We start from the raw sequence: 22,983 nt of genomic DNA, 5'->3' as shown, positions 1-22,983 counted from the left end.
CAATGGCTATCCGGATCGTTTTGCTGATCGCTGAAAGTGGCTATAGTGCCAGACACAGACCAAGGTGGCATCCGTTGAGTCCCAAACATCAATTCCAGTACCCCAATGACAAACCTTTAGAACGACCCGGGCTAACGGCTGGCCTTTTACGATTTTCCGGCGACTCACATATTGACTGGCCAAGCGCTAAGGCGCTCGCGATAGCCAACCCTACTACCTATGGTGTGTTGGCTGGATCAGAGGGGGACGGTAGAAAAAGCGGCAAGATATGGAGATGGACCGGCACTGACAGCCGGCCCGGGGTGGGATCAGCCCTCGGCGAGCCAGCCGTCGATGAGATCGCGATGTTCCTCGATCCACTGCTTGGCGCCTTGCGTGGGGTCGCCGAGGTTTTCGATGGTCAGCATGAGATCGGCCAACTGGTCGTGGCTCATGTGCCAGGTGTCAAGCATTTGGGTGACCTCGGGATGCTCCTCGCCAAACCCTTTGGGCGACATCCACATGATATCGTCACCACCCCCATAACTCTTCTTGGGATCTTCTAGCGCCTTCAGGTCGTACTGCGCGTAGGCCCAGTGGGGCTGCCAGAGTGTGACGGCGATGGGTGCTTCATTGGCATAGGCTTCCTCAAGGGCTGCGAGCATGGCGGGGCCGGAGCTGTTCAACTGGCGAAACGGAAGGTTGTAACTCTTGATGGCGTTTTCGGTCTCGCCGGAGATAGCCGAGCCCGATTCGATGCCAAGGATGGTCGGCTCGCCCTGATAGTCGAAGCGCTCGGCGTTGTCTTTGAGGTCACTGATGCTATTGATGTCTTCCATGTAAGCGGGCACCACCAGTTCGTCCTGGGCGCCGTCGAACCAGGCATCGTGAACGTCGATGCGGTCCTTGTAGGGCTCGATGTACTGGGCATCGCCATGCGGGAGCCAGACTTCCAGCGAGATATCCAGATCGCCGTTTGCGAGCCCGCTGAAGAGCACACTCTTGCCGGTGGTGGTCAGCCCGACGTCGTAGCCCTGCTCTTCAAGCAGTTGCTGCCACATGTGCGATACAGCAATGTTTTCCGCCCAATTGTTGGTACCTATGGTCAGCGTGTCGTTGGCCGAGGCGGTTATCGAGAGACCGGCCAGGCCGCAGGCGATAAAAAGGGGTGTCAACGGTTTCATACGCGTCCTTTTTTATGTTCGTTAATCGAAAGGGATGAGAAAGCGTGATGCGCTACGTCGTCATTCTTCCATCAGTATGTCGGAATAGCCGTAGGTCGAGAGGCGTTCGATGCCATCTTCGGTGATCAGCACCTGCTCTTCCAGCTTGACGCCTTCGGTGCCGTCTCGGTGGCCGATATAGGCCTCGACGCAGAGCGTCATGCCGGGTTCGATGGTGCCGTCGTAGCCGACGTCGTCCCAATCCATGTCGTGGGCGATCAGCGGCCACTCGCCGGTCATACCGCAGCCGTGAACAATATCCAGGTAACGGTTTTCGCGATAACCATCGGGTATCGGCCACGCTTGTTGCGAGTAGTCACGAAAGCTCATGCCCGGGCGCAGCAGGGCAATGTTGCGCTCGAGCTGGTCGGCGGCCATGCGATAGAGCGCTTTTTGCTCGGTGCTGGGCGCGCCTGCGCCGGACACATGGAAGGTTCGCGAGAAATCGGTGTAGTAGCCGAAGCAACCCACGATGTCCGTATCGAAGGCCACCAGCTCGCCTGGAGCGATGATCTTGTCCGAGCATTCCTGGAACCACGGATTGGTGCGTGCACCGGAGCTTAGAAGTCGAGTTTCGGCGTATTCACCGCCGGTGGCCAGCACGTGCTGGTTGAAGATCGACCACAGCTCGTTTTCGTTCATGCCGGGGCGAATGGCGGCTTCCATGCGCGTCATGGCGGCTTCGGTCAGGGTCACCGAGCGGTGAATGAGAGCCAGCTCGTCTAGGCTCTTGATCGACTTGGCGCCCTCGACCACGGTGGCGGCATCGGTCAACTGGAAGCCGACCTGGCCCAGCGCCTCGATGGCGCCGGTGGGTGCGGACTCGATGCCTAGACGCTGCCCCTGGGTATGCGAACGCTCGAACAGGCTGCGGATGTCATCGACGAAGGCCTGGGTATGTACCGCGCAGCGAGGACCGCTGTACTGCGGCATCACCGCCCGGGCGGGATGCACCTCGTCGAGTAGCTCGGCGTTGGCCGCCAGGTGCAGGCAGGCGCTGAATTCGAACAGCACCACTGGGCCATCCGCCGCCACGTAGAGATAGCGCGCAGGGTTACGCTGCGAGTAGACCTGCATGTTGCGCACGCCGCAGGCATAGCGAATGTTGATGGGATCGAACAGGATCACCGCATCCAGTTGGTGATGCTTCATCTGCTCGCGCAGGCGTTGCAGCCGGTAGCGCTCGACGCGCGACAGCAGCGCGGCGTCGAGCGTGGCATGGCGGAAGCTCCCGCCGGCATAGGGGCCGCCCGTGGGAACTGATCCGGCGAGTGACACGATATCGCCCATGGCAAGGCATCCTTTTGTGAAGTGGATAAATAAGGGGCGCGTTCAGTAGCACCTAGCCCATGAGCGCGTCGTGACGGCGCTGATTATCGGCATCGATGTGTTGCTGCGTAACGCGGCCGTAAATCCGCTTGGTGTGCTCCAGGCTGCCCATCATGTCGGGCGTCTTGGCGTATCCCAGTAGCGTGCAGAGGCGCTGGCCCTTGGCGGCGGCGACGCGGTGCATGGAGTAGCGCCCCTTGAAGAGCTGCAGGTCGCCGGTGTTGAGCGTCAGCGATTCGACGTCGGTGTGGTCACCCTCAAGTACGCGTTGCACGGCAGCGAAGTTTTCCTCGCCGGGGCGGCGGATATTGGGCGCGTACTGGAATTCGCCACCTTCATTGGGACGCCGCGTCATCAGGCTGACAATGAATTCGTTGGTGTCGAAGTGCCAGGGTAGCTCGGTGTCGTCGGGCATCACGTTGATCACCAGCCCCGCGATAGGATCGGCGAACTCGTAAATCACCGGCTCTTCGAGACAGTCAGCAACGAAGCGCTGGAAGTCTGGGTCGCGATAAAGCTGCTGGACAATGGCGTCCTCGGGGATCAGGTCACGCGCCACGAAGCCATTGGTGTAGTGCTGGAAGAAACGTGCTGGGTGATCCTCGGGCAGAGACGGGTCGTCCGGCGTGACATAAGGGTTGACGTTATTGTCCGAGTAGAACGCCTTTGGCGCCAGGGCCTCACTTTCCTCGCGCAGCGGCTCGATGAGGTCCTCGCGGATGAATTTCGCCAACAGGGCGCAGCCATCGGTGCGCAGTTGTTGGCGGACACCCTCGACCGCCGCTCGGTAGGCGTCGCTATCGCGCTGCAGGATCGGGTAGCGTTCAAGATCGATGAAACGCGCTAATGGATGGCGGTCATTGTTGGCGTCTTGCGCGGCCGGTTGGGCTCCGAGCGTAGCTTGTGACATATATTGCCGCTCCTGATAGTTCGTGAATGATCAGTTGTTGCTAGCAGATCGTTGCTAGGGAGTGGCAATACATTAAAAGTGTGGGGACGGGGATACTAATGAGAATGTCCGACCATCTGCGACGAGATTCTTATCGTTCCAGCTCGCGCCGAGGTGGATGCGGCCTTATCTCACACGTCGGTGCGGTAGAGATGGCGGAGCGTGGCCGCCAGCGGCTCGGCGACGGCGGTGATACGTGGCGTTTGCGCATAGGCCAGATACCAAGGAATGCGCAGTAGGTTACCCGCCAATGGCCGCATGACGACGCGACCGGCGTGATGTGCATCCTGAACGGCCCAGCGCGATAGGATGCTCACGCCCTTGTCGGCGGCGACGAGCTCAAGGATCAGGGCAACCGACTCAATCTGAACCATATGCGAAGGGTAGACCCCGGCTGGCTGGAAGAAATGCTCGAACTCATGGCCGGACTCGGGGGTGATGCTATAGGTAAAGTGCCGCCCCTGATCGAATACCTCGGCGGGCACCGCGTCGCTTTGCGCATAGGGGTGTTCGGGCGGCAAAACGGCCACCAGGGGTTCCTCGAACAGCAACTGGTGGGCAATGCCACGCTGCGAGGGCACCTCAATCATGCAGATCATGTCGACGCGACTGGTGAGTAACGCCGTGGTCATGTCCGCCATGGACAGGCGTACCAGGTCGATGTCACGCGCATGCTGGTCGTAGAGATGCGGAATCGCCCTCGAGAAGGTGTCGTAAGGGCCGATGCCCAGTCGCAAAGCGGGTTCGGTTCGGCGTGCCAGTTGCCACGCCTCGAGCTCGGCGCTGCGCAGTCGGGGAAGCACGTCATGCGCAGTCTCAAGCAGTCGCTCTCCGGAGGCAGAAAGCGTCAGTCGGCGTCCTTCACGGTGAAAAAGCGCCACACCCAGGCGGCGTTCCATTTCACGAATGCGATGCGTTGCCGCAGGCTGAGTAATGCCGATAGCGGCAGCCGCATCATGCACCGTGCCGTGAGTGGCAATAGCGTCTATCAATACGTAATACTTGATATCCAGCATGGGACTCGGGGGTCTCTTGAGAGGTGACGCGTCGCGTGAAACGACATGCTAGCACCGGCCAGTTTCTTTTGAATACGCCGTGTTCCATACATTACCTAGCCCTCTTCATAAGGCTTGGAAATACTGGCTTAATCGTCAGGGCGTTTTGTTGCCAAGCAACCCCTCGAAGAAACTCACCGCGTTGGCTTCCAGTCCTTCCAGATAGTAACCGCCTTCCTGCACCACCAGCGTGGGTACGTTCAGGCCCGCTACCCGGCGGCCAAGCTCAGCAAAACCCGCGGTAGAAACGGCGACCTTGGCTTGGAGGTCAAGTTCGTAGATATCGAACCCCAGCGCCAGCACGATGGCGTCCGGTTCGAACAGGCGGATGGCTTGGCAGGCTTGCTCCACGCGGTCAAAGAACACCGACTCCTCTGATCCATGGGGCATCGGCAGGTTGAGGTTATAGCCCAGCCCGCCCCCCTGCCCGCGCTCGTCTTCAAAACCAGTCACCGCTGGGTAGAAGTTGGTGGTATCGCCGTGGATCGAGATATACAGCACATCGTCGCGCTGGTAGAAAATTTCCTGAATGCCCTGCCCATGGTGCATATCCGGGTCTAACACGACGATGCGGGGGTAGCGCGAGGTGAGATGCTGCGCGGCAATGGCGGCATTATTGAGAAAACAGAAGCCACCGGCGGAATCGATGCCCGCGTGGTGGCCTGGCGGGCGCGATAACGCATAGGCAAATCGCTCCCCGGCTAATAAAGCCTCAGCCCCGGCGACCGCACTCTGCGCCGACCAATAAGCAGACTGCCAAGTGTGCTGGCCCACGGGAGCGCTACCGTCAGCCAAGTAACGCCCGGCTTCCGCCAAGATGCCGCGCAGAGCATTGGGCGAACGCACAAAAATATTGGAAATAACTTCTTCTCCCCAATCCTCGCCGAGGGCATGCCAGCGCCGATGGGCACTTTCGAGAAAGCGCAAATAGGCCAGCGAATGCACCGCCCTTAACGGCGCCACGCCATGATCCGCGGGCGCTTGAATATCAAACCCTAGCTGTTTGGCGGCTGCCAGCAGGTGCGTGGCACGCTCGGGCACTTCCTGGGGTGTGCGCATTTTGCCCCGGGAGAAGTAGGTTTGCGGCTGATGAAGCAGTTGGTCAGCGTGAAAGAACGTCTTCATCGGCACTATCTTCATCAGAACTATCTCCGGTTTCGCCCACACCCTTGACTACGAAATCGCGGGCAACGCCGATATGGTAGTCAATCGCCTCACGGCAGGCAGCAGGGCTGCCACTATCCAGCGCGTCGAGCAACTTAAAGTGGCTGGTGGCAATGGTGTCGGGGGCTTCATGGGTTTTGGTAATTAGGGTGATGCAGAGGCGCAGCTCATGGGACAGGTCGTCAAAGGCGCGCAGCAGACGCTCGTTACCTGCGTAATGCAGCATCAGTCGATGAAACTGCAAATCCTCCTCGATGCGGCGGGTGCCATCGTTCCCGGCTGCCGCTTCACATAGCACCTCTACTTGCTGCTTGAGCGCGCGCTGGGCATCGGCGGTATAGCGTTCTGCCAGGCGTTCGATCGCGTGGCGCTCAAGGCAGAGCCGCAAATCAAACACATCTTCGAGTTCAACGGCATTCAACGCGCGAACAAAGAAGCCTCGGCGCGGTTTCGAGATCAATAAACCACGGCTTTCCAGCAAACGAGCGGCCTCGCGAACCGGTGCGCGGCTAACACCCAGGTCGCGGGAGAGCTGCACTTCAGAAAGCCGTTCGCCGGGTAAAAAGTGTTGCTGAATAATCGCTTGGGTTAAATAGTCAGCTACTTGCTCGACCAGGTTCTGCTGCTGGATAAAGGCCCTGGGAGCCGCCGTTGGTGAGGCCATCGCATTCACTCATGGGATATGACGTGTTCTTCCCAGTATGACGAAAAAAAGCCACTTGTCGACGAACGATTGCCGACTGTCGACAGTTTTACCAAGTGCTGCTATGGTCAAAACAGATCCCTAACAAACATCACAACCGGGTCTGACACGCCTCGATCGCCTAACGACTACGTAACCTCATTACGTGCTAATAACCGAGGAGCAGGAAACATGAAAAAACCTTTAGCTTTGGCTATTTCCGCTGCAGCACTCGCTTTTACCTCCGCCGCTATGGCAGACGACCCTAAAGAGGGCGGTGTGGTTAACACCATTATCCAGCCGGAGCCGCCGGGCTTGGTGCTGGGCATGGTTCAGAACGCACCCACCCGTACCGTCTCGGGCAATATCTACGAAGGCCTGTTGCGCTACTCCACCGACCTGGAACTCATGCCGCAGTTGGCGGAGTCGTGGGAGGTCAGCGACGATGGCCGCACCTACACCTTCCATCTGCGTGAAGGCGTTACCTGGCATGACGGCGAAGCCTTTACCGCCGAAGACGTGGTGTTCTCCGCCGATGTCTTCCACCGCGAGTTGAACCCCAGTGCCCGCGCCGTGCTACAGCACGTGGAAAGCATCGAAGCCACCGACGACCACACCGTTGTATTTACCCTTACCCAGCCTTTCGGCCCTTTCCTGCTCTCCTTTGAAGCAGGCACCTTTACCATGGTGCCCGAACACCTTTATGCGGGTACCGATTTCCGCAACAACGAACACAACGATCATCCCATTGGCACCGGCCCGTTCAAGTTCGACAATTGGGAACGCGGCACCGTCATCGAGCTGGTCAAGAACGAAGAGTATTACGAAGAGGGCTTGCCTTACCTGGATGGCGTGAACTGGCACGTTATTCCTGATGGCGCTTCCCGTGCAGTGGCGTTCGAAAACGAGACCATTGACGTGCTGCCCAGCGGCACCGTCGAAAACTTCGATATTCCCCGCCTGGCCGAAATGGATAACGTCTGCATGACCGAAGAGGGCCACGAGTACTTTAGCCCCTTTGCCATGCTGTGGATGAACAATCGCGAAGGCCCCACCGCGGATAAACGCTTCCGTCAGGCGGTGATGTACGCCATGGATCGCGAGTTCGCCAAAGATGTATTGTGGAACGGCCTGGGCAATGTGCCGCTCTCCGCCTTCGGCTCCAATGCACGCTTCCAGAACGATGACCTGGAACCCTACGATCACAACCCCGAACGCGCCCGTGAGCTACTGGATGAAATGGGCTACGACGGTGAAGAGATCACTATTCTGCCGCTGCCCTACGGCGAAACCTGGACCCGCTGGGCCGAAGCCGTGCAGCAGAACCTGCGCGAAGTGGGTATTAACGTTGAAACCCAAGCCACCGACGTGGGCGGCTGGAACCAGCGCCTGGGCGATTGGGATTACGATCTCGCCTTTACCTATCTCTACCAGTACGGCGACCCGGCACTGGGTATTTCACGCACCTACCTTTCCGACAACATTGCCAAGGGCTCGCCCTGGAATAACGTGGAAGGCTACGAAAACGAGCGTGTCGACGAGCTGTTTAACGAGGCCGCCACGGCTTTCCCCGACGAAGAGCGCGAAAAACTTTACCGCGAAGTACAGGAAATCCTCCATGAAGACGTGCCCGTTGGCTGGCTGATGGAACTGGGCTTCCCGACCCTGTACCGCTGTGATGTGCAGAACCTCGTCACCTCCGGCGTGGGTGTCAACGACGGCTTTAAAGATGCTTGGCTAGATCGCTAAACCCAAGCCACCCAGGTAGCGCGAGCTACCTGGTTTTTTTTAGCTATGTCTTGAAGGTATTAGTCAGGAAAACGACTTATGGTTTACGCGCGCCTCATTCTGATGCGGCTATTTAAAGCCGTGATTGTGCTGTTTTTAATCGTTATTTTTAACTTCCTGCTGATTCAACTGGCCCCAGGTGACCCGGCCGCCATTCTGGCCGGTGAAGCAGGTGCTGCCGACCAGGAGTTTCTCAACCAGTTGCGCGAGCGCTTTGGGCTCGACCAGCCGATGTATGTACAGCTGTGGCGCTATGTATCAGGTATCGCCATGCTCGATTTCGGTTACTCCTACCGGTTGGGCGTCCCTGTCTTTGATCTGATTATGGATCGCTTACCTGCCACCCTATTGCTGACTGGCACTGCCTTCGTGCTCTCGTTGGTGCTGGGCATCGTGGCGGGCTCCATGGCCGCGGCACGGGTCAAGAAACCCTCTGGATCACTGATCATGGCGCTAGCGCTGGTGTTCTACGCCACGCCGCTGTTCTGGGTCGCACTGATGTCGGTGGTGGTGTTTTCCGTCTACCTGGGCTGGCTGCCCGCCTACGGCCTCTACACCGTGGGGGCAGGCCATACGGGGTTTGCGCTGGTGCTCGATGTTGCCAAGCACTTAGTGCTCCCGGCGACCACCTTAGCGCTATTTTTTATGGCGATTTACACCCGCATGACGCGCACTTCGATGTTGGATGCCGCGCAGCAGGATTACGTCAAAACCGCCCGCGCCAAAGGTTTGAAGCCCAGCATTATTCAGCGCCGCCATGTGTTGCGTAACGCCCTGCTGCCGATCATCACGTTAGCCGGCCTGCAGGCGGGGCAGATGGTCGGAGGCGCCATCCTGACCGAAACCGTGTTTGCCTGGCCCGGCATCGGGCGGCTGATGTTCGAAGCGTTGCAACAGCGCGACTACAACCTGCTGCTGGGCATTTTCTTCTTCTCGGCGGCGCTGGTCATCGTCTTCAATATCATCACCGATTTGGTGTACAGCCTGGCTGATCCACGCATCAAGAAGGGGGCCGCATGAGCTTTTTCGCACGCTTCGCGCAAAACCGTGGCGCCCTCGTCGGCCTGATCATCCTGGTGCTGATTATCGCCATGGCCATACTGGCGCCGCTGCTGTTTCCTGAATCGCCCTGGCGCATGGTGCAGCGGCCCTTTTTACCGCCGCTATCCCAAGATGGCTTTCCCCTGGGCACCGACACCATGGGCCGCAACGTGGCCTCAGGTTTAATGCACGGCGCCTGGGTATCACTATTGATCGGGCTGGTATCCACCAGCGTGGCGCTGCTGATTGGCGTTCCCTTGGGGGCCATTGCTGGCTACTACGGCGGTATCATTGATGACGTACTGATGCGCTTTACCGAGTTCTTCCAGACCATCCCCAACTTCGCCCTGGCGATAGTGCTGGTGGCCATCATGCAGCCCAGCATCACCTCGATTGTGCTGGCGATTGCGATTGTCAGCTGGCCGCCGGTGGCCCGCTTAGTGCGCGCTGAATTTATGTCGCTGCGCAACCGCGAGTATGTCGAAGCCGCGCGCTTGGTCGGCCAGTCCAACAGCACGATTATCCTGCGCCAGATTCTGCCCAATACGCTGTCGCCGATTATCGTGCTGGCCTCGCTAATGGTGGCCACCGCGATTTTGCTGGAGTCGGCGCTGTCTTTTCTCGGCCTGGGCGACCCGAACGTGATGTCCTGGGGCTATATGATAGGCGCTGCGCGCACGGTGATTCGCCAGGCGTGGTGGCTGAGTTTCTTCCCTGGCGTGGCGATTTTGCTGACGGTACTGGCGTTAAACCTGGTGGGTGAAGGTTTAGACGACGCACTGAACCCCAAACTATCACGCGAGCGCTAAGGACTTTATATGCCTATTACAGAGAATCAATCGGCTGACACCGTCCTCAGCATTCGCGACCTCAACATTGCGCTCCCAAAAGGGGCGGATCGCGCCCTGGCGGTGGAAGACGTTAGCTACGAGGTGAAGCGCGGCGAAATCATGTGCGTAGTGGGTGAGTCCGGTTCCGGTAAATCGATGGCCGCCAACGCTGTGATGGGGCTGCTGCCCAAGGGCGTGAACGCTACCCATGGTGAGATACTCTTTGAAGGGCAGGATTTACTTGCCCTGTCGGAAAAGCAGCACCGCGCCCTGCGCGGGCTAAAAATCGGCATGATCTTCCAGGAGCCAATGACCGCCCTAAACCCACTGATGCGGGTAGGCGCGCAAATTGCTGAAGTGTTCGAGGCCCATGGCCAGTTCACCCCCAAAGAACGCCAAGCCCGCGCCCTGGAGCTGTTGATCGAAGTGGGTATTCCACAGCCGGAGAAGGCCATTCGCGCCTACCCGTTTGAGCTTTCCGGCGGCCAGCGCCAGCGGGTGATGATCGCCATGGCCCTGGCGCTGGAGCCCATTCTACTGATTGCCGATGAGCCGACTACTGCACTGGATGTGACGACTCAGGCGCAGATCCTGGAGCTGATTCGCGACCTTCAGCAGCGGCGCGGCATGTCGGTGATGTTTATCACCCACGACTTTGGCGTGGTAGCCGAAATCGCCAACCGTGTTTGCGTTATGCGCCACGGCAAGATCGTCGAGCTGGGGGACGCTAAGTCGGTGCTTGGGAATCCTCAAGACGCCTATACCCAAGCGCTGATTGCCGCGATTCCCAGCAATGCAGTGCCGCCCCACCGGGAGACCAGCCAAGTCGCCCCGCTGCTGGAGATCAAGCAGCTCAATAAGGTCTTTCGCTCCCGCGGCGGATTCCTTAAACCTGCCCGGGAGGTACGTGCCCTTGAGGATGTTTCGCTCACCCTGGCCCGCGGTGAAACCGTGGGCATCGTAGGCGAATCCGGTTCCGGAAAGTCCACCCTCGGGCGCTGCGTGGTGCGTTTGGAGCACCCGGACAGCGGCGAGCTGCTGTTGGATGGGGTGAATCTTTCGCAGCTCAAAGGCGATGCGCTACGCCGGGAACGCCACAGGGTGCAGATGATATTCCAAGACCCTTACGCCTCGCTCAACCCACGCACCAAAGTGGGCATGGCGATAGCCCAGGGGCCGATTGCCAATGGCACGCCCAAAGCCGCAGCGCTTAAACAGGCGGGCGAGTTGCTCGATATGGTCGGTTTGGGCGCCAGCGCCGTGGAGCGCTTCCCGCATGAATTTTCCGGTGGCCAGCGCCAGCGCATCGGTATTGCCAGGGCGCTGGCGCTCAACCCTGAACTGATTGTGGCGGATGAGGCCGTATCAGCCTTGGACGTGTCGATTCAGGCCCAGGTGTTGGAACTGCTGGAGGAGCTTAAACAGCGGCTTTCGTTATCGCTGCTGTTTATCACCCACGACCTCCGCGTCGCCGCGCAGATTTGCGACCGCATTGTGGTGATGCAGCACGGCCGGATTGTAGAGCAAGGCAGCGCTGAGCAGATTTTCCTCGCCCCACGTGAGGCGTATACCCAAGACCTGCTCAAGGCAATTCCCGGCCGCGAAGCGCCCGTGGCGGCAACCGCATAAGTTTGCAAAGCAGGTTTTTCAAAAGCTAGTTTACCGAATGGACAAGACACGTTAAGGAACACACATGCACATAACCCTGGAGGCTCTGCGCGCCATTGTCGGCCCGACCCACGTATTAACGGGCGACGATGTTATTAGCCGCAGTGTCGATTGGATGACCGGCGCGCCCTGCCAGGCAGGCGCTATTGTACGCCCGGCGGATACCGAACAAGTCGCCGCGGTGATGCGCGCTTGCCATCAGGTGCAGCAGCCGGTGGTGACCCACGGTGGCCTAACAGGCTTGGTACACGGCGCTGAGGCGAGCCCAGATGAGCTGGTGATATCGCTAGAGCGGATGACCGCGATTGAAGAGATAGACCAGGTAGGCGGTACGCTTAGTGTTCAGGCCGGGGCACCACTGCAACGGGTTCAGGAAGCCGCTAAAGAGGTCGGGCTGCAATTTCCGCTGGATCTGGGCGCCCGGGGCAGTTGCACCATTGGCGGCAATATCGCCACCAACGCCGGGGGTGTCCGGGTCATTCGCTACGGCATGATGCGCCAGCAAGTGCTCGGCCTGGAGGCGGTGATGGCCGATGGCCGGGTGGTCAGCTCCATGAACCACATGCTGAAAAACAACGCCGGTTTCGATTTAAAGCAGCTGTTTATCGGTAGCGAAGGCACCCTGGGGATTGTGACCCGCGCAGTGCTGCGCCTGCAGCCACCTACCCCAAGCGAGCAAACGGCGATGGTGGCCTGCCCCTCGTTTGAGGCACTTACCGGGCTGCTCAGCCATATGGGCAAAGCGCTTGGCGGAGGCCTCGGCGCTTTTGAGGTGATGTGGCAAAACCACTACCGGCTGCTCACTGAAACCCTGGGCCGCCACACTCCGCCGATTGCCACTGAACATCCGTTTTATGTGATCATTGATTCCCTGGGCAGCGACACCGAGCGCAATGCCACTCAGTTCAGCGAAGCATTAGAAAGTGCGTTAGAGAGCGAGCTGATTGTCGATGCGGTGATCGCGCAGTCGACTACCCAACGCGATGGACTATGGGCGATTCGTGAAGATATCGAGGGGCTGGTCAAAGGCTTGGCGCCGGTACTCACCTTCGACGTCAGCCTGCCGATTGCCGATATGCAGCGCTACACCAATGCCTTGGAAGCACAGCTAACCCAGCGCTGGGCAGAGGCGAAACTGGTGGTATTTGGTCATCTCGGCGATGGCAACCTTCATATTTCCGTTAGCGTGGGGAGCGCTGAGATCGAAGTGCGGCGAGAGGTTGAAGCCATGGTTTACCAGCCGCTGGCAACGCTGGGCGGCTCAGTTTCCGCCGAGCATGGCATTGGCCTGGAGAAGCGCCCCTGGCTCGCCACTTGCCGCTCCAGCGCCGAGATTGAATTGATGCATACGCTCAAGCAGGTGCTAGACCCACATCGCCTTCTCAATCGCGGTAAAATATTGAGTTAATAATTGTTTTTAGGATATCAACATGCCCCGCTACCCCAACCACTTACTGAGTAAAGGCCCTGCTAATCCATTTCCGGGCATTAAGGTGCTAGAACGCCGACTTGGCAAGGTAATCCCCCATCGGCTGGGCTCTAACGAAGGCCTGGATATGCCTCACCGCGCCCTGCGCGATCACTTTGGCGATGCGCTGGTCGAACACGTTTACTGCTACGGCGACGCCGAGGCGCTGGGTGTTCGCAAACGTATTAGCGAACAACAGGGTATGGCGCTTGAAACCCTGCTGGTAGATGCCGGTGCCGATAGTTTGATTGCCCTGGCCCTGCGCACCACCTGCGAACCGGGTGAAACCGTGGTGAGCACCGCAGGCACTTACCCCACCTTGGGTTATTTTGCCAAAGGCCAGGGCTGTAACCTGGTAGAGCCCAGCTATTATGAAGCGCCCGGCGTGCTGGCCCCCGACCTGGAAGCTCTGGCCGCCGCTGCCCATCAGGAAAACGCACGACTGGTGTATCTGGCCAACCCGGATAACCCCAGCGGCCACTTACATAGCGACAGCGCCATTCTCAAACTGCGCGAGGAGCTGCCCGACACCTGCTGGCTGCTGCTGGATGAAGCCTATGGGGATTTTCGTGATGACGCGGGCAGCGAGTTCGCTGCCAAAGCAATACCGGGAGTGATTCGCCTACGCACGCTTTCCAAGGCTCATGGCCTGGCGGGTCTACGCATTGGCTACGCCATCGCCGACCCTGACGTGCTGGCGATGATGATGAAGGTGCGCATTCACTACGCGGTATCGTCATTGACCCTGGCCGCTGCGGAAGTGGTACTCGACCACCCTGACGAGGTTCACCAACACGTCGCCGATGTAAAAGCCCGCCGTGAGCAGTTGGCAGAGCACTTTCGCTCACTCGGTGCCGACGTACTCCCCAGCGCCACCAACTTTATCGGCATTCGCTTACCTAGCGCGGAACTCGCCGCCGAGGTACATCAGCAACTGCTCGCTGAAGGCGTTTTGGTCGCTCGTTTGGCGCATCCTGAGCTTGCCAATGTGATACGCATTACCGCCGTGCAAGCCGCGTTGGAACCGGGAAGGTTGGACGCTCTGGAACAGGCTATTAAAGAACACGCCTGATTAAATTGGTAAATTTGATAAAGGACATATGCAGGCGGATAGCTGTGAGCATCGAGGGCAGGTTTCCGCGAGGGCGCTGTGAACCCATCCCTGGGCGCTACTTTTTCCATCCCTGGAAAAAGACCCTCGCTTCAACCTGCCCTCGCAGCGGGTGACAGGGGTTGCATAGCTCTTACTTCCAACCCCAATAGATCTAAGGCGTTAACCAATGCCTGAAATAGTCCAGCTCGCCGCGCACCGCCTGGCGATATAAACCCTGCAGTTGAGCAGTGACGCTGTCTTGGCTGATGGGTTCGTTGACTGGCGGCGCGCCAGCACGTCCACCAATGCGCCGACCATCCAGCTCGCGAAGCGGGAGTATTTCGGCGGCGGTGCCAGTTAAAAATGCCTCATCGGCGGTGTAGAGCTCATCACGGGTAATCCGCCGCTCGCGCACTTCAATACCCAGCACTTTTTGCGCCAGCTGAATCACGCTATCCCGGGTGATACCTTGCAGGCAGGACGTCACTTCCGGGGTGTGCAGCACGCCATCGCGGAGCAAGAAGACGTTAGCCGCCGAGGCCTCAGCCACATAGCCTTCCGGGTCGAGCATGATGGTTTCATCGAAACCGGCTTTGATCGCGGTATTCAGTGCCAGTATCGAGTTGACGTAGTGACCATTGGTTTTCGCCCGACACAAGCTGATATTGACGTGATGGCGAGCCCAGGAAGAGGTCAGCGCGCGCAAGCCGTGGGTGGCGGCCTGGGGCGAAATGTAGGGGCCTAGATCCCAGGCGGCGACCATTACGTGGGTGGTTAATCCTTGGGCGCGTAATCCTAAACCTTCCGCACCAAAAAACACGGTAGGTTTCAGGTAGGCATTGCTCAGGCCATTTTTGGTCAGGCACTGGCGCTGGGCATTGATCAGCTCCGCTTCGCTAAACGGCAGCGGCATATCCAGCGAATGGGCGCTTTCTGCCAAGCGGCGGGTATGTTCAGCGGCACGAAATAGATGCGTGCCGCTAGGGCCAGCATAGGCGCGCACGCCCTCAAAACAGCCCATGCCATAGTGTAGCGTATGGGTGAAGACATGCACCTTGGCTTCGCGCCACTCCAGCCATTCACCGTCGTGCCAAATCCAACCATCGCGGTCATAAAGCGGTGTCATTGTTTGCGTTGCTCCCACTGTTGGCACCAGTCATCTATCAATGACTGCTGGTGCGGTTGCAGGGCCTGATAGCCCCAAGCGGCAATTTCATCGTTTTGCGGGTCGGGCACGGCAGTTTGGCTATCTACCAACGTCTGGATCACCGCGTGGCCACAGAGCGGCACGTAGCCTTCTGAATAACCGCCTTCATGGACGAACACCAGCTTGCCATCGCAGCAGCGCTCGGCCAGCGCTTTAAGCTGGGCGGTCATGGTGGCGAACGCCTGGCTATTGAGCAGCATTTTGCCTAAGGGATCCTTAGCGCAGGCGTCGTAACCGCAGGCCACCACGATGAGTTCGGGCTTAAAGGCTTCCAACGCGGGCAGCACCAGTTTTTCCATGGCGTAGGCGTAGGCGCCCAGGCCACAGCCCGGTGGCAGCGGCAGGTTGAGATTGGCGCCCAGGCCTGCGCCTTCGCCCTGCTCGTCAAAACTGCCGGTTTCCAGCGGGTAGTTCGCCGCCTGATGAAGTGAAACGGTCAACACATCGGGCTCGCCATAAAATGCCGCCTGCTGACCGTTGCCGTGATGAACATCCCAATCGAGTATCGCCACACGGTTAACCTGCCCCAAGGCGCGGGCGCGCATCACCGCCACGGGGATATTGCCCAGCAGGCAGAACCCACGGCCTAGATCGGCTTCAGCATGGTGCCCCGGCGGGCGGCATAGGGCGTAGGCGTTGCTCACCTCGCCCAGCGCTACGGCTTCAACGGCGGCAATGGCCAGCCCTGCGGACTGCGTGGCCGCCGCCCAACTACCGGGCATGTAAGGCGCGCAGTCGCCACCATTGCCGCCCCGGGCTTTATCCCCTGTCTGCAGTTCATCCAAATAGCGTGGGGTATGAAAACGCAGCAGATCTTCCATCGCAGCGGCAGGAGGTTTAACCACGCTCAGCTCGTCAATCAGCCCACTGACTTCAAGAATATTTTTCAGCCGTCGTTTGCTTTCCGGGCTTTCCGAGGCGGCCTGGGGCTGTAAAAATTCACCGGGCGCGGAAAATACCCCAATCGCGCCCAGATCGTGCCAAAAGCAGCGTTCGTGCCAATAAAAACCGGTTCTGCTCATGCCGTGAAGCCCTGCATAAAAGCGGTCAGGTTGGCGCTTAGGTGCTCGGTGGGATAGCCTCCCTCCTGAACAATCATCATGGGTAACGAGAGCGCTGCCAAGCGTTTACCCACTTCGATAAATGCTTCGGTCTCTACCGTAAGCCCCGCTAGCGGGTCATCTTTGTGGGCATCCAAGCCTAACGCTACCACCACGGCATCGGGCTCATAGCGCTGTAGGTGATCAATCAGAATCGCCAGGGCATCGAGATAAACCTCCCCGTCGCTGCCTACCGGTAAGGGCAGATTAACGTTAGCACCTACGCCCTCATCAAAGCCCTCTTCATCAGCACCGCCCCAAAAAAACGGGTAGAAATCACTGGGGTCGGCGTGCAGCGAGCCCGTCCAGACATCACTGCGGTGATAGAAAATATCTTGGGTGCCGTTGCCGTGGTGGAGATCCACATCGATGATGGCTACTTTGGCGAAGCGTTCGCGCAGCACCGTGGCGGCCAACGCTGAATTGTTCAGCAGGCAAAAGCCCCCAGCGCGCTCCGGCCCGGCATGGTGACCCGGCGGGCGGCACAGTGCGTAAGCCGATGGCGCGCCATTAAGCACCTCTCCTGCCGCGGCTTCGGCGCTAGCCGCTGAGGCCAGCGCGCCTTGAAAGCTGGTCGCACTTAGCGGGCAGGCCATATCGTGAAGGTGCCAGCCCGCCTGGCCAATCGGGTGGCGCGGGTAGTGGTGGCCACCGCCGCAAGGGTGAATATTTGGCGCAACCACTTCCGCCGCATTGGGCAGCGCCTGCCAGCGAGCGTAAATGGTGTCCAAAAACGTCAGGTAGCGCGGCGTATGAATCTGTTCCAGGCGCTTGCGCAGCTTAGGCGAATCGGCCTCGGCAGGTGCAGACAGGGTCAGCCCTGCCGTTGCCAGCCCTTGGGTAAGCAGTTCAGCGCGCACCGGGCCTTCCGGCGAAGGCGCAGGTTGGCCGCGCAGCAGAAAGGTCGGCGGCGCATGCAACGCCTGATCAGGGTGATAAAAACACTTCATGGGTCGCAGTCCTTAGCTAAATTACAGCAGTGACGGAATCCAGGTAGAGAGCGCCGGAAACGCCGCCAGCAACACAATCACCACCAGGAACGACACGTAAAACGGCAGCGATGCCACAATTGCCCGTTCATAAGGCACCTCGGCTATTCGCGCGGCGGTCATAAGCGTCATCCCCACTGGCGGTGTCACGTTGGAGATATTGAGCACCACGATCATCAGGATCGCGAAGTGGAGCGGGTCAAAGCCCAGCTGGATCATCGCTGGCACCAGCACCGGCGCAATGACCACCAGCGCGGGCAGCACATCCATCACCGTGCCAATCACCAAGAGTAGCAGACACACCAGCATCAGCTGCACAAAGGCTGCATCGCTAAAGGTGGTAATCATGCTGGCCGCATCCCTGGCTATCCCTGAGCGGGTAACGAACCAGCCCAATACCGCCGAGGTTGCCAGTAGAAAAAACACCACGCCGGAGAAGCGCACCGTGGTCACCAGCGCATCCCAGATTTTGCGCCAGGTCAGATTACGGTAGAAGACCACGCCAATCACGATGGCGTAAACCGCCGCAAACCCCGAGGCTTCGGTAATCGTGGTGAGCCCCGAGAGTATCCCGCCAAGAATAATCAGTGGCACTACCATGGCGGGCAGCGCGACTAGAAAGGCGACGATCGCCGCTTTGAAGGGCGTGGGTGCTTGCTTGGGATAGTTGCGTTTCCAGGCCAGAAAAAAGCTGACGCCCAGCAGCGCCAGCGCCATCAACAGACCGGGGATAATGCCACCGGCAAACAGGTCAATCACCGAAATATCCCGCAGCAGTGTGGCGTACACCACCATCACCACGCTTGGGGGAATAATCGGCCCGATGATGGAAGAACAGGCGGTCACCGCAGCGGCGTATTCGGCATCGTAGCCCTGCTTTTTCATCTCAGGAATCATGATCTTGCCGATGGCGACGGTATCGGTGACCGCCGCGCCGGTGAGACCCGCAAAGAATACCGAGACCGAGATATTCACGTGGGAGAGTGACCCGCGCACCCGGCCGAACAGCGCATTGTTGAAGGCGATCAGCTTGTGGGTCAGCCCGCCTTGGTTCATCAGCTCAGCGGTGAAAATAAAGTAGGGCACGGCAATCAGCAGAAAGCCGGAGACGCCGGAGAACATGCGGTCGGCAATGATACCGAGCATGCGCTCGCCGCCGATGGCAAAGCCACCCGCTAGCCCCGACATGGCCATCACCACCGCTACCGGTGCTCCGATAAACAGCAGCACGACAAACGCAATAATTGCAGGAGTCATGAGCGGTGCTCCCCGTCAGAGGTGTCGATGAGTTCGCTAATCACGTCCTGCTCATCAATGAAGTGCTCCAGCAGGGCAAAGCCATGCACCAGATGCAGCAGCATGAGGACGCCACTGAGAGGCACCACGATAGCGGTCACCTTGCTGGGAATACGAATTTGATCAGAGACCATGTAAACCTGGGTGGCACTGGCGAAGTAATCCCAGCCGTACCACGTCAGCATCAGTGCAAACAGGCCAATCACCGCCAGGCAGAGCCCGGCAGCCACTTGCACCATTACTCTGGGCAAGCTGCGAACCAGCAGGGTCATGGCGACGTGCTCGCCATAGCGCAGCGAAATCGTCATGGAGAGAAAGCCGATCCAGGGCAGAAACAGCCGCGCCAGCGAGTAGGTCCAGCTAAGCGTGCTGCCAGTGATCAGCTTGTAGAGAAACGCAGTGAACGATATGCCCAGCATCGCCAGGATACAGCCCACACACACCACGATGGCCACCTGATTGACGAGGTCGCTCACGCGTCGCAAAGGAGTTAAAACGCCCATGGTTTTTCCTCACGCTGGGGCCTTACATCGCCCCAGCGTATATCGTTCGCTAACCGTTATTGGCCTTGTTTTTTTGACCCAGGCTTTATTGGCCATAAATGCGGTAGTCGTCTTCTGCCAACTGCTGGCCGACGCGCTCGACTTCGTCAAGCAGCCCCTGTACGCGGGCTTCGTCCATGCCGAAGTCATCGACGATCCACTCTTGCCAGGCGGGGCGCGCAATCTCTGCCATCCGCTCACGCTCAGCGTCGGGCATCAGGTAGCACTCTTCAAAGCGCCCACAGGACTCCACCCAGCTTGCGGTAGCCAAGGCACCCGACATACCGTGGCTCAGTTGAATCGCTTCCCGGGCGGAGCTGATTACCGCCTGCTGATGCTCTTCCGGTAGCGACTGGTACCAAGACTCGCTGACCACCCAGGGGGCGCTGTTATACACATGCCCGGTGAGCGTGGTGTAGTCAGTCACCGCATCGAAGTTGAAGGTGGTGTTGAGCACTGGCGCATTGAACTGACCATCGGCAAGTCCGGTTTCCAGCGCGGTGATTAGCTCGCCCCAGGGCAACGGGGTGGCCGAAGCGCCTAGCGAGCGCATGATCGCCACGTGGGCGGGGTTCTCTTCAGTACGAATATTGAGGCCTTCTAAATCTTCGACGGTCTCAATCAAGCGCACGTTGTTAGTGAAGGCGACGAAGCCACCGCCATCGTCGAAGGTGCCCAAATAACGCATATCAGCGGCTTCGACGGTGCCGGACATAAAGTCGGCGAACCATTCACTATCAAAGAAACTCCACGCCTGACGCCAGTTGGTAAACAGGAAAGGCGCCGTGACTACTTGGTAGTCTTCGTAGAAGGATGACATCGCCCCGGCAGACATAATCGTCGACTGTAGCGTTCGTCCGCCCTGCACTTCCGAGCCGTTTTCCACCTCGGAGCCTAGCTGGCCGCCGCCGAAGATCGTGACCTCAAGATCCCCGTCGGTTCGCGCCTCCACCAGGTTCTTGAAATGCACCAGCGCCGGATAGATTTCGTTATTGCTCATATCCTCTGGCAACTGCGTGGCGATCACCATTTCATAGGATTGCGCTTGGGCATTGGCGCTGGTAATAGCCAACGGGAGCGCCGCCAGGGCGGCGAAAAATACTGATTTTTTTGCGTTCATAACACACCTCATTTTGTTTATTAGTCGGTCTTCGTTATGACTGGCGTTGCCACCTGATCGGTGACGATGTGGTGATTACTATTTTTGTTGTAAAAACCATATCTGTTGAAAAAACTATGTCTCCTGAAAAAGCTATGGTTATTCGGGAAGCGACTCCCACACCTCAATGGCAGCGGCCAGGTCTTCCAGCGAAGCCCCTACCGATTTGAATAGCGTGATGGCATCCGGTGCGGAGCGCCCCGATTTAGTCCCTGCTAGCACCTCAGCAAGCTCCGCCTGAATCTGGTCGAACTGGAATTCGCCCTCTTCAATGGCTTGCAGGATGTCGCCCGCCTCGCCTTTGGCACCGGCGTAGGTGTCCACAAATACTTCAGAACGGCGCAGACACAGCGCATCGGTTTCGCGCATCTGTGGTCGAAACGCGCCGATCAGATCCAGGTGAGTGCCGGGCGTTAGCCACTCACCTTTAATCAGCGGCTGATTGGAGAGCGTTACGCAGCTAATGATGTCCACCTCAGCGACAGCATCCGCTAATTCCTCCACCACATGGGTTTCGAAGCGTTCGGCGTACTCGTCGGCAATCGCCGCCGCTTTACTGGGATTGCGGCCCCAGATCAGCACACGTTTGATGGGGCGTACGCTGGCGTGGGCCTCGATCACCATGGGCGCCAACTTCCCCGTACCCACCACCAGCAGCGTTTCTGCGTTTTCATTGGCCAAGGCTTGAGCGGCCAGCGCGGAGGCTGCCGCCGTGCGACGCCGGGTTAGCTCGCTGCCATCGATACACGCCAGCGGCTGGCCGTGCTTGCCCTCGCTGAGCAAGTAGAGCCCAGAGATTGCCGGGATACCGTGATCGGCATTTTGCGGAAACACGTTGACCATTTTCACGCCGATGTAACCCGCCGCTTCCCAGGCGGGCATTAGCAGCATGGTGGCTTCGCCATCTGGCCGGTGCATCGCATGGTGATGGCGGGGAGGAGACTCCACGCCATTCACGAACGTTGTATGTAGCCGCTTGATCAAGCCATCCCACGTTAGGTGGCGAGTGACCTCTTCAGCAGAAACAACCCGCATATCAGGCCTCCGGCAGCGCGGCTACCACCATGATCTCCACTTTCCACTCGGGCTTGGCGAGCTGGGCTTCAAGCGCTGCACGCACAGGTGGGCGACCGGGCACGACCCAGGCGTCCCAAGCAGCGTTCATTTGGTCGAACTCCGCCATGCTGGTGACCCATATTTGCGCCGAAATCAAATGCTCTTTCGAGGTGCCCGCCTGGGCTAGCAGTTGATCGATACGCGCCAGCACCTGTTCGGTTTGGCCGCGCATATCCGCCGTGGCATCAGGAGGAACCTGGCCTGCCAGGTAAACGGTGCCGTTGTGAATCGCCACTTGGCTCATACGTGCATTGCTGTCTTGATAGGTAACGCCCATGGTGTTGCTCCTTGAAAGCGGTGCTGCTGATATAAAGGGTCTTGATATAAGGGATTAGTCAAAGACTAAAGCGCTAGCAGGCAAATTACTTGCCCGAAGCTGAGGTAGATTTGCCCGCAAGTCATGCAGGCAAGAAAATTTTATCACTAACGGTTCGGCGAGGGGCTAGCGGTCAGATGAGGGCCTGACGATCTGAAGAAGGGGAAAGCTCGAAATAACGTCGATAGGCGCGGGAAAAGCTGCCTTGATCACGAAAGCCGACCAGCATTGCGATATGCCCCAGGCTGAGCGTGCTATGGCGAACCAAGGTGCGGGCATGCTCCAAGCGCCTGCGCTGCACATAGGCCAGCGGTGTTACGCCGGTCAGCTCGCGAAAGCAGGAGTGAAAGTGCCCTGGGCTCAAGGCACACAAAGCAGCTAACTGCTCCACGCGAACCTCATCGGCCAGGTGCTGATCCAACCAGGCATCCAAACGCGCAAGATCCAGGCGTTCGCTGATGCAGTGCTGACCTAACTGCCCAACCGCTGTGGAAGAGGTGTCATGCAGATACATGGTCAGCGCGCGTAACAGCAAAATCGCAATTTCATTCTGTAGCGCGGGGCACTGTTCAAGCTGGTTCGCCAGGGCGTGGGTAAGCTGGTTTAACGCGGGGGGTACGCTGAAAAAACGCGGTTTATCGAAGAGGCGCTCAATCTCGCTGCCTTTCTCAAGCGAAGCTAACTGGGCAACGGGTATATCCAACACTAAGGTACGATTGCTGCCATCACCCTGGTACTCGTGGTGGCGCGACGAGGGAATTAGACAACCGCGGCGGGCGGTCACCCGCTCCCCCTGACCTTCCATCGAAAGCTCTGTAACACCACAGGTAGCTAGAATAAGTTGATGGAAGTCGTGGGTATGGGCCACCTGCTCTTGGGCTAAATTGCGGCTATGCAGCTCAAAATGGGCCATGGTGGGGTACCGTCTGTACATCGAATGCTATTCCAGCACTATAAAACGGCTAAGCAACAAAAAGCGAGAGTGAAGC

General features: G+C 58.7%; 21 protein-coding genes. 6 read left to right on the top strand and 15 right to left on the bottom strand.

Translation table 11 applies throughout. The features are described from left to right. Nucleotides 1-308: 308 nt before the first annotated feature. The 6 genes from YERSI8AC_RS03165 to YERSI8AC_RS03140 form a co-directional block, all read right to left on the bottom strand. Nucleotides 309-1,163: a glycine betaine ABC transporter substrate-binding protein gene (locus YERSI8AC_RS03165; protein ID WP_159176066.1), complete on the bottom strand. Its 855-nt coding sequence runs from the start codon at nucleotides 1,161-1,163 to the stop codon at nucleotides 309-311. A gap of 60 nt (nucleotides 1,164-1,223) precedes the next feature. Next, nucleotides 1,224-2,492 (bottom strand): M24 family metallopeptidase, encoded by a 1,269-nt coding sequence (locus YERSI8AC_RS03160; RefSeq protein WP_159176065.1) that lies wholly within the window; start codon nucleotides 2,490-2,492, stop codon nucleotides 1,224-1,226. Nucleotides 2,493-2,544: 52 nt separating this feature from the next. Beyond that, a complete protein-coding gene (locus YERSI8AC_RS03155; protein WP_159176064.1) occupies nucleotides 2,545-3,441 on the bottom strand; it encodes a HalD/BesD family halogenase in 897 nt (298 codons plus the stop codon). 170 nt (nucleotides 3,442-3,611) lie between these two features. Further along, nucleotides 3,612-4,496, bottom strand: a complete 885-nt coding sequence (locus tag YERSI8AC_RS03150) for a LysR family transcriptional regulator (RefSeq protein ID WP_159176063.1) — start codon at nucleotides 4,494-4,496, stop codon at nucleotides 3,612-3,614. A 135-nt stretch (nucleotides 4,497-4,631) separates the two neighbouring features. Continuing rightward, nucleotides 4,632-5,660, bottom strand: coding sequence for a histone deacetylase family protein (locus YERSI8AC_RS03145; protein WP_159176062.1), 1,029 nt, complete (start codon nucleotides 5,658-5,660; stop codon nucleotides 4,632-4,634). Then, a complete protein-coding gene (locus tag YERSI8AC_RS03140; RefSeq protein ID WP_138801576.1) occupies nucleotides 5,638-6,363 on the bottom strand; it encodes a GntR family transcriptional regulator in 726 nt (241 codons plus the stop codon). Before YERSI8AC_RS03140 ends, YERSI8AC_RS03145 begins: the two co-directional genes overlap by 23 nt. A gap of 210 nt (nucleotides 6,364-6,573) precedes the next feature. On the opposite strand from YERSI8AC_RS03140, the gene YERSI8AC_RS03135 reads away from it, so the two are divergent. The 6 genes from YERSI8AC_RS03135 to YERSI8AC_RS03110 all read left to right on the top strand — a co-directional run bounded on the left by YERSI8AC_RS03135 (nucleotide 6,574) and on the right by YERSI8AC_RS03110 (nucleotide 14,248). Beyond that, the gene (locus YERSI8AC_RS03135; RefSeq protein ID WP_159176061.1) at nucleotides 6,574-8,130 is read left to right on the top strand and encodes an ABC transporter substrate-binding protein; all 1,557 of its coding nucleotides are present in this window, start codon (nucleotides 6,574-6,576) and stop codon (nucleotides 8,128-8,130) included. A gap of 78 nt (nucleotides 8,131-8,208) precedes the next feature. Next, the gene (locus YERSI8AC_RS03130; protein WP_138801577.1) at nucleotides 8,209-9,189 is read left to right on the top strand and encodes an ABC transporter permease; all 981 of its coding nucleotides are present in this window, start codon (nucleotides 8,209-8,211) and stop codon (nucleotides 9,187-9,189) included. Next, entirely contained in the window at nucleotides 9,186-10,019 is an 834-nt protein-coding gene (locus YERSI8AC_RS03125) for an ABC transporter permease (RefSeq protein WP_138801578.1), read from the top strand. The genes YERSI8AC_RS03130 and YERSI8AC_RS03125 overlap by 4 nt, the downstream gene beginning before the upstream one ends. 9 nt (nucleotides 10,020-10,028) lie before the next feature. After that, complete coding sequence (locus YERSI8AC_RS03120) at nucleotides 10,029-11,669, top strand: ABC transporter ATP-binding protein (protein WP_138801579.1); 1,641 nt, start codon at nucleotides 10,029-10,031, stop codon at nucleotides 11,667-11,669. A 64-nt stretch (nucleotides 11,670-11,733) separates the two neighbouring features. After that, on the top strand, nucleotides 11,734-13,116 hold the full coding sequence (locus YERSI8AC_RS03115) for an FAD-binding oxidoreductase (protein ID WP_159176060.1): 1,383 nt from the start codon (nucleotides 11,734-11,736) through the stop codon (nucleotides 13,114-13,116). 22 nt (nucleotides 13,117-13,138) lie between these two features. Continuing rightward, nucleotides 13,139-14,248 (top strand): pyridoxal phosphate-dependent aminotransferase, encoded by a 1,110-nt coding sequence (locus YERSI8AC_RS03110; RefSeq protein WP_159176059.1) that lies wholly within the window; start codon nucleotides 13,139-13,141, stop codon nucleotides 14,246-14,248. Nucleotides 14,249-14,441: 193 nt separating this feature from the next. On the opposite strand, the gene YERSI8AC_RS03105 is transcribed toward YERSI8AC_RS03110, so the two are convergent. From YERSI8AC_RS03105 to YERSI8AC_RS03065, 9 genes are all read right to left on the bottom strand, one after another. Further along, on the bottom strand, nucleotides 14,442-15,395 hold the full coding sequence (locus YERSI8AC_RS03105) for a branched-chain amino acid transaminase (protein WP_159176058.1): 954 nt from the start codon (nucleotides 15,393-15,395) through the stop codon (nucleotides 14,442-14,444). Further along, nucleotides 15,392-16,498, bottom strand: coding sequence for a class II histone deacetylase (locus tag YERSI8AC_RS03100; RefSeq protein ID WP_159176057.1), 1,107 nt, complete (start codon nucleotides 16,496-16,498; stop codon nucleotides 15,392-15,394). Before YERSI8AC_RS03100 ends, YERSI8AC_RS03105 begins: the two co-directional genes overlap by 4 nt. Continuing rightward, nucleotides 16,495-17,526: a histone deacetylase family protein gene (locus tag YERSI8AC_RS03095; RefSeq protein WP_159176056.1), complete on the bottom strand. Its 1,032-nt coding sequence runs from the start codon at nucleotides 17,524-17,526 to the stop codon at nucleotides 16,495-16,497. Before YERSI8AC_RS03095 ends, YERSI8AC_RS03100 begins: the two co-directional genes overlap by 4 nt. A 21-nt stretch (nucleotides 17,527-17,547) precedes the next feature. Further along, a complete protein-coding gene (locus YERSI8AC_RS03090) occupies nucleotides 17,548-18,822 on the bottom strand; it encodes a TRAP transporter large permease (RefSeq protein ID WP_159176055.1) in 1,275 nt (424 codons plus the stop codon). After that, nucleotides 18,819-19,364, bottom strand: coding sequence for a TRAP transporter small permease (locus YERSI8AC_RS03085; RefSeq protein WP_159176054.1), 546 nt, complete (start codon nucleotides 19,362-19,364; stop codon nucleotides 18,819-18,821). The genes YERSI8AC_RS03090 and YERSI8AC_RS03085 overlap by 4 nt, the downstream gene beginning before the upstream one ends. Nucleotides 19,365-19,449: 85 nt before the next feature. Continuing rightward, on the bottom strand, nucleotides 19,450-20,523 hold the full coding sequence (gene dctP / locus YERSI8AC_RS03080) for a TRAP transporter substrate-binding protein DctP (RefSeq protein WP_159176053.1): 1,074 nt from the start codon (nucleotides 20,521-20,523) through the stop codon (nucleotides 19,450-19,452). Nucleotides 20,524-20,661: 138 nt separating this feature from the next. Further along, nucleotides 20,662-21,597, bottom strand: coding sequence for an ornithine cyclodeaminase family protein (locus YERSI8AC_RS03075; protein WP_159176052.1), 936 nt, complete (start codon nucleotides 21,595-21,597; stop codon nucleotides 20,662-20,664). Nucleotide 21,598: 1 nt separating this feature from the next. Then, nucleotides 21,599-21,955 carry a RidA family protein gene (locus tag YERSI8AC_RS03070; protein WP_008959745.1) on the bottom strand — a complete coding sequence of 119 codons (357 nt, stop codon included), beginning with the start codon at nucleotides 21,953-21,955 and terminating at the stop codon, nucleotides 21,599-21,601. 172 nt (nucleotides 21,956-22,127) lie between these two features. Next, complete coding sequence (locus tag YERSI8AC_RS03065) at nucleotides 22,128-22,907, bottom strand: helix-turn-helix transcriptional regulator (RefSeq protein WP_159177889.1); 780 nt, start codon at nucleotides 22,905-22,907, stop codon at nucleotides 22,128-22,130. Nucleotides 22,908-22,983: the final 76 nt, after the last annotated feature.

It is taken from the genome of Halomonas sp. 113 (assembly GCF_904067645.1).
GTDB lineage: Bacteria > Pseudomonadota > Gammaproteobacteria > Pseudomonadales > Halomonadaceae > Vreelandella > Vreelandella titanicae.
The sequence above is the reverse complement of the archived record's forward strand: the minus strand, read 5'-3'. Positions and strand labels throughout refer to the sequence as shown.